The sequence below is a fragment of the Streptomyces alkaliphilus genome (assembly GCF_014141535.1).
GTDB lineage: Bacteria > Actinomycetota > Actinomycetes > Streptomycetales > Streptomycetaceae > Streptomyces > Streptomyces alkaliphilus.
In genome coordinates this window covers 1-6,894 of sequence record NZ_VKHT01000168.1, presented here as the reverse complement: position 1 = coordinate 6,894, position 6,894 = coordinate 1, and the positions used below count along the sequence as shown (strand labels likewise).

General features: G+C 70.1%; 6 protein-coding genes and 1 tRNA gene. 6 read left to right on the top strand and 1 reads right to left on the bottom strand.

All coding sequences use genetic code 11. The annotated features are described in order from the left end of the window. Positions 1-101: 101 nt before the first annotated feature. Positions 102-185: transfer RNA gene (locus tag FNQ90_RS08120), tRNA-Leu, on the bottom strand. A gap of 224 nt (positions 186-409) precedes the next feature. Here FNQ90_RS08120 and FNQ90_RS08115 point away from each other — a divergent pair. The 6 genes from FNQ90_RS08115 (at position 410) to FNQ90_RS08090 (ending at position 6,829) form a co-directional block, all read left to right on the top strand. Then, positions 410-1,075: an ANTAR domain-containing response regulator gene (locus tag FNQ90_RS08115; protein WP_143619390.1), complete on the top strand. Its 666-nt coding sequence runs from the start codon at positions 410-412 to the stop codon at positions 1,073-1,075. Positions 1,076-1,402: 327 nt separating this feature from the next. After that, a complete protein-coding gene (locus tag FNQ90_RS08110; RefSeq protein ID WP_182605752.1) occupies positions 1,403-2,572 on the top strand; it encodes a branched-chain amino acid ABC transporter substrate-binding protein in 1,170 nt (389 codons plus the stop codon). A 147-nt stretch (positions 2,573-2,719) separates the two neighbouring features. Next, a complete protein-coding gene (locus FNQ90_RS08105; RefSeq protein WP_182605751.1) occupies positions 2,720-3,643 on the top strand; it encodes a branched-chain amino acid ABC transporter permease in 924 nt (307 codons plus the stop codon). Continuing rightward, on the top strand, positions 3,640-5,055 hold the full coding sequence (locus FNQ90_RS08100) for a branched-chain amino acid ABC transporter permease (RefSeq protein ID WP_143619396.1): 1,416 nt from the start codon (positions 3,640-3,642) through the stop codon (positions 5,053-5,055). The genes FNQ90_RS08105 and FNQ90_RS08100 overlap by 4 nt, the downstream gene beginning before the upstream one ends. Continuing rightward, on the top strand, positions 5,052-6,017 hold the full coding sequence (locus FNQ90_RS08095) for an ABC transporter ATP-binding protein (RefSeq protein WP_182605750.1): 966 nt from the start codon (positions 5,052-5,054) through the stop codon (positions 6,015-6,017). The genes FNQ90_RS08100 and FNQ90_RS08095 overlap by 4 nt, the downstream gene beginning before the upstream one ends. Positions 6,018-6,058: 41 nt before the next feature. Further along, the gene (locus FNQ90_RS08090; protein ID WP_182605753.1) at positions 6,059-6,829 is read left to right on the top strand and encodes an ABC transporter ATP-binding protein; all 771 of its coding nucleotides are present in this window, start codon (positions 6,059-6,061) and stop codon (positions 6,827-6,829) included. Positions 6,830-6,894: the final 65 nt, after the last annotated feature.

Genomic DNA, 6,894 nt, shown 5'->3' with positions numbered 1-6,894 from the left:
CCGGGGGGCGAACGTGATGAGGGGCCGGGTGACGCCGGGCGGGATCCGGGGCCCCGGAAAGGCACGCGGCCCCCCGACGGTTCGGGAGGCCGAGTGACGGGTGCCCGGTGTGGGATTCGAACCCACATGCCTCGAAGGCACGGCTGTTTGAGAGCCGCGTGTCTGACCAGTTCCACCAACCGGGCAGGTCGTACCGGGCACAGAGTACCGTGTGTCGGCCCCTGCTCGTAGCCGGCCCCGGGTGTCGGACGGTCGGCGGGTCCCGGAGTCGGACCGGGGTGGGGGAGACGCCCCGTCGGCGTCCGGTTCCGATGTCCACCGGTCGAGCCGCCGCGACGCGCGTCACGCGACCCGGCTAGTCTCGGGGATGCCCCACCCGGCAGCCCACCGGCAGCAACCGAGGAGCAGCGTGAGCACCGCCGACGTTCCCGAACCCGACGCGACCGCGGACACCGCCGCCGCGACCGAGGAGCCCCACGTTCCGCCGCACACCACCCGCGTGGTGATCGCCGAGGACGAGGCACTCATCCGTCTCGACCTGAAGGAGATGCTCGAGGAGGAGGGTTACACGGTCGTCGCCGAGGCCGGGGACGGTCAGCGGGCGGTGGAGCTGGCCCGCGAGCACCGTCCCGACCTCGTGATCCTCGACGTCAAGATGCCCGTGATGGACGGCATCTCCGCGGCCGAGAAGATCGCCGGCGAGCAGATCGCCCCGGTCCTGATGCTCACCGCCTTCTCCCAGCGCGATCTGGTCGAGCGCGCCCGGGACGCCGGTGCCATGGCCTATCTGGTCAAGCCCTTCACCAAGAGCGACGTGGTACCGGCCATCGAGATCGCCGTCACCCGCTTCACCGAACTCAAGTCCCTCGCGGACGAGGTCGAGGATCTCTCCCAGCGCCTGGAGACCCGCAAACTGGTCGATCGCGCGAAGAGCGTCCTGCAAACCCAGTACGGCCTGACCGAGCCCGCCGCCTTCCGATGGATCCAGAAGACCTCGATGGACCGCAGGCTCTCCATGAAGCAGGTCGCCGAGGCGGTCATCCAGGACGCGGAGGAGAAGAAACAGCGCAAATGAGCCGGTGGGACGGTCTTCTCGTCCCACCGCGCCCCACCGGCGCGCCCCGGATGGGACCCTTTCGGACTCCCACCCGTCCGGTTCCGATGACGCGTCGACACGCCCACCACCGCCCCGGAATGTCCGGTTGTCGGTGGTGGGTGTTCTGTTTCCGGCACATGGCCCACATCACGAGGCGATCACACTTGCGACGGCCGTCTGTTTATCGGACGTTCCGTGGCAATAGATTCCGCTGCACGCCGCACCCGCCGTGTACCGGTCTCCACCCGGTGTGCACGACTCCCGTGCGGTGCCCTTCGGCTCCGGATCCGCTCCAGGGGGTACCCCATGCTCAGCAAGAGAGTCGTGAAGCTCGCGATACCGGTCGCGATCGGCGCGCTCGCGCTCACCGCCTGCGGTGACGACGGGGGCGGCGGTGGGGGCGACGCCTCCGGGACCGTCTTCAAGATCGCCTACCAGGGCCCGCTCTCCGGCGACAACGTCGACCTCGGCATCAACATGGAGAACGGCGTCAAGCTCGCCATCGCCGAGGCCAACGAGTCCGGCGACTACGACGTCACCTTCGAGTACCTGGACGCGGACGACCGCGGCGAGCCCGGCCAGGCCACCGCCGCCGCCCAGCGCGCCATCGACGACGAGGACGTCATCGCCGTGGTCGGCCCGGCCTTCTCCGGCGCCGCCGCCGTCGCGGCCCCTCTCTACGGCGAGGCCGGCATGGCCGCCCTGTCCCCCTCGGCCACCAACCCCGACCTGACCCAGCAGGGCTTCCCGACCTTCCTGCGGGGCGTGCCCAACGACGCCGAGCAGGGCGCGGCGATCGCCACCTTCTTCGCCGAGCAGGGCGTGGAGAAGGCGATGGTCATCGACGACCTCGACGACTACAGCATCGGCCTGGCCAACGTGGCGCAGCAGGGCATGGAGGAGGCCGGTATCGAGGTCGTCCGCGAGTCGGTTCCCTCCGACACCGTGGACCACAGCGGCATCGCCCGTACCGCCGTGACCTCCGGCGCCGACGGCCTGGTCTACACCGGCTACTACTCGCAGGCCGGTCCGCTGGCGGTCAAGCTCTCCGAGGCCGGGTTCGACGGCATCAAGCTCGCCGGCGACGGCGTGAAGGACCCCGAGTTCATCAGCCTCGCCCCCGGTGGCGAGGCCGAGGAGTGGTACCTCAGCTGCCCGTGCCGCGACCTGGACGCCGACCAGGAGGGTCGGGACTTCGCCGAGCGCTACGAGGCCGAGTACAACCGCGCCCCGGGCACCTACACCCCCGAGGCCTACGACGCCGCGATGATGATCATCGAGGCGGTGGCCGAGCTGGGCGAGGCCGCCGACCGCCAGTCGGTCTACGAGGCGATCTCGGTCGGCACCCACGACGGTGTGGCCAAGACCCTCAGCTTCGACGAGAACGGCGAGTACGCGGGCTCCGGTATCTACATCTACCGGGTCGAGAACGACACCATCACCGCCCTGGGCGACATCACCGAGATCACCGGCTGACGTCGGACTCGGTATCACCACCGGCACACCGGCGGGGCGTGGCCGATCCCACGCCCCGCCGTTTCCCGCCCAGCCGCCACCGCGGCGGCGTCCCCCGGGGTCCGGGGAGCCGCCCGCCGGGGCGGTGAATCGCAAGGAAGTATCTCGATGACCCTTTTCGATTTCTGGGACGTCCTCGTCCTGGGGGTGGTGCTCGGCTCCCTGTACGCCGTCATCGCCATTGGTTACACCCTCGTCTACGGCGTCCTCCAGCTCCTGAACTTCGCGCACAGCGAGGTCTTCATGACCGGAGGATTCGGTGGGGTCATCGCCCTCACCCTCGTCGTGCCCGTCGCCGCGCCGTCCCTGGCCCAGTCCGCCGGCTACGTGATACTCGGCATCTGCACCGGGGCGCTGCTCGGCGCGACCGTCGCCTTCTTCCTGGAGAAGGTGGCCTACCGGCCGCTGCGCCGCCGCAACGCCCCCCGCCTGGTCTTCCTCATCACGGCCATCGGCGCCTCGTTCTTCCTCTACAACCTCGCGGGCAAGCTCTTCGGCCGCAACGCCATGCCGATGCCCCGCATGTACGAGAACCGCACGGTCTTCACGATCTTCGACACCACCATCAACATCACCCAACTGCTGATCATCTGCAGCGGCGTGCTGATGCTGCTGATCGTCGACCACGTGGTCAACCGCACCAAGCTCGGCTCGGGCATCCGGGCCGTCGCCCAGGACCCCGAGGTGGCCTCCCTGATGGGGGTCAACATCGACAAGGTGGTCTCCCGCACCTTCATCCTGGGCGGCCTGATGGGCGGAGCCGCCGGCTTCCTGTTCGGCACCACCAACCAGGTCTTCTACACGATGGGCTTCCTGCCCGGCATCACCGCCTTCGCGGCGGCGGTCCTCGGCGGGATCGGCAACGTGCGCGGCGCCATGCTCGGCGGCATGACCCTCGGCATCGTCGAGGCGTTCACCGTCGATGTCTTCGGCGACGCCTGGCGGTACTTCGGTGCCTTCGGGGCCCTGGTCCTGGTGCTGATGATCCGTCCGACCGGCATTCTCGGCGAGCGCGTGGCGAGGACGGCATGACAGCGACCGACAACACTCCCACCACCGGCGCCGCCGGCCCCATCGGCTCGAAGCGGGCCGCCGAGGCCGCCCGCCTGCGCCGCACCGCCTGGTACGCCAACCCCCGCTTCAAGCGCCTGGCCGCCCTCATGGGCGTGGCCCTCGTCGGTGCCCAGGTCACCGGCGAACAGGGCACCAACCGCGACATCTTCCACGCCATGCGGGAGAACATGACCGGCCCCGGCCTGTGGCTGTGGGTCGGCGCCTGCCTGCTGATCTGGGTGGTCCGCGAGTTCCTGCGCGCCCCGGTGGCCAACGCCTGGTCCACCGCCCGCCGCGCCGGCACCGGCCCCGCCGAGCGGGCCCGCACCGTCTGGCGCCGCGACCCGCGTCTGCGGATGCTCGCCCTCACCGCCCTGCTGGTCTTCCTGATCGTGCTGCCCTTCCTGGTCAGTCGGCATTGGCAGCAGGTCCTGGTCGACCAGATCGCCATCTACGTCCTGCTGGCCATCGGCCTGAACGTGGTGGTCGGCTGGGCCGGCATGCTCGACCTCGGCTTCATCGCCTTCTTCGCGATCGGCGCCTACAGCGCGGCCTTTTGGACCGGCTCCCTGCCGGTCGCCCCGCCGTTCGAGCTGAACAACTTCGCGGTCATCCCGATCGCCGTGATCACCTGTCTGGTGGCGGGCGTCCTGCTGGGCGCCCCGACACTGCGGTTGCGCGGCGACTACCTGGCCATCGTCACCCTCGGCTTCCACGAGATCGTCTACCTGATGGCGAAGAACTGGGTCGAGTTCACCGGTGGCACCCGGGGCGCCTCGGTGGACCGCTTCAGCATCGACCTGGGCTTCTTCAGCTACCAGTGGGGTCTGGACCCGCGCCCCTACTACTGGCTCCAGCTCGGCTTCATCGTCGCCCTGCTGGTGCTGTTCATCCGCCTGGAGCACTCCCGGGTGGGCCGCGCCTGGACCGCCATCCGCGAGGACGAGGTGGCCGCCGCCGCCACCGGCGTGGACACCGTCCGCTTCAAGCTGCTGGCCTTCGCGATCGGCGCCTCCACCTCCGGTGTGGCCGGCGTGGTGTACGCCAGCAAGCTCGGCTTCATCAACTCCGAGTTCTTCATCGTGCTGTTCTCGGTGCTGGTGCTGTCCTATGTGATCTTCGGCGGAATGGGCTCCATTCCCGGTGTGCTCCTGGGCACCGCCATCCTCATCTGGCTGCCGGAGTTCCTGCGGGACACCGTCCCGGCCCAGGACCGCTACATGTACCTCGGTGCTCTGCTGGTGATCATGATGATCTACCGACCGCAGGGTTTGTGGCCCTCGCGCAGACGGGTCCGTGAACTGCACATGGCGGAGGAGGGCACCGCCACCAGGGCCATGCCGGCCGCCGGTGGACGCCCCGCGACCACGGGAGGGGACACCCCGTCGTGACCACCGAGACGAAGAGGGCGGCCGACCGCCCCGCCGAGGGCGGAGCCGAGCCCCACCCCACGATCCTGGAGACCTCCGGGGTCACCCTCCGCTTCGGCGGACTGACCAGCCTCGACCACGTCGACCTGGCGATGCGACGCGGCGAGATCCTGGCCATCATCGGCCCCAACGGGGCCGGCAAGACCTCCCTGTTCAACTCCCTGACCGGCGCCTACCTGCCCCAGGAGGGAGCCATCACCTACCGGCCCCGGGCCGGCGGGGAGGAGGAACTGCGCGGTCGCAAGCCGTTCCGGGTCAGCCGGCTCGGCCTGGCCCGCACCTTCCAGAACATCCGCCTGTTCGGGGCGCTCACCGCGCTGGAGAACGTCAAGATCGCGGTGGAGACCAGGCAGCGCACCGACGCCGTCTCGATCATGCTCGGCCTGCCGCACGCCCGGCGAGCCGAACGCGACAGCGACCGACGGGCCCACGAGGTGATGCGCTTCGTCGGCCTGGAACACCGGATCAACGAGCTGGCCGCCTCCCTCAGCTACGGCGAGCAGCGCCGTCTGGAGATCGCCCGCGCGCTGGCCACCGAACCGGAACTGCTCCTGCTGGACGAGCCGGCGGCGGGCACCAACCCGACCGAGAAGCACGACCTGGAGGAGTTGATCCGCCGGATCAACACCGAGCTGGGCGTCAGCGTGCTCCTCATCGAGCACGACATGCGGCTGGTGATGTCGGTCGCCGACCGGGTCGCGGTGCTCAACTTCGGCCGGAAGATCGCCGAGGGCACGCCGGGCCAGGTCCAGCGCGACCCGGCGGTCATCGAGGCCTACCTCGGGGCCTCGGACGAGGAGGAGGCGGAGGCGGTCGCCGATCTGGTGGCCGACCTGGACGCCGAACACGCCGACGACCCGGAGTGGCGGGGCGGCGATCGGGCCGCCGAGGGCCGGTCGAACGACGGGGAGGAGCGGCCGTGAGCGACCCGAACGACCACCGCACGACCGAGGGGACCGCGAGGGTGACCACCGAGAAGGCCGCGCCCACCGGCGACCCCGCCGGTGAGCCACCCCTGCTGGAACTGCGGGACCTGCACGTCTTCTACGGGGCCATCGAGGCCCTGAAGGGGATCAACCTGAGCGTGCGGACGGGCGAGGTGGTGGCCCTGCTCGGCGCCAACGGCGCGGGCAAGTCCACCACCCTGCAGACCGCCTCCGGCATGATCGCCCCCCGACAGGGCGGCATCCTGCTGCACGGCGAGCGGGTGGACGGCATCCCCTCCCACGAACTGGTCCGCTTCGGCATCGGCCACGTTCCCGAGGGGCGGCGGGTCTTCGCCCGCATGAACGTGCTGGAGAACCTCAACATGGGGGCCTACCGCTTCAAGCGGCCGGACCCGAGGGACCTCGAGCGGGTCTTCCACCTCTTCCCCCGCCTCGCCGAGCGTCGCAAGCAGGTGGCGGGCACGTTGTCCGGCGGCGAACAGCAGATGCTGGCCATCGGGCGCGCCCTGATGGGCAAGCCGGAGCTGCTGCTGCTCGACGAGCCCTCGATGGGCCTGGCACCGCTGATCGTCCAGCAGATCTTCGACATCCTCGGGGAGATCAACGAGCAGGGCACCACCCTGCTGCTGGTCGAGCAGAACGCCTCCCGGGCCCTGCAACTGGCCAACAGGGGCTACGTCCTGGAGACCGGCGAGATGGTGATGGAGGGACCGGCCGGGGAGTTGCTGGCCGATCCCCGGATCCGGGCCGCCTACCTCGGCGAGCACGTGGAGGCCGAGCACTCCTGAACGACCGGACGGACGGGGCGTCACGGGGTCACCCGGGGCGCCCCGTCGGCGTGTCCGGGCGGGGG

Excerpts from the sequence above, each read along its gene's own strand:
- FNQ90_RS08110 (WP_182605752.1), top strand. The coding sequence starts at position 1,403 with ATGCTCAGCAAGAGAGTCGTGAAGCTCGCGATACCGGTCGCGATCGGC.
- FNQ90_RS08105 (WP_182605751.1), top strand. The coding sequence starts at position 2,720 with ATGACCCTTTTCGATTTCTGGGACGTCCTCGTCCTGGGGGTGGTGCTC.
- FNQ90_RS08100 (WP_143619396.1), top strand. The coding sequence starts at position 3,640 with ATGACAGCGACCGACAACACTCCCACCACCGGCGCCGCCGGCCCCATC.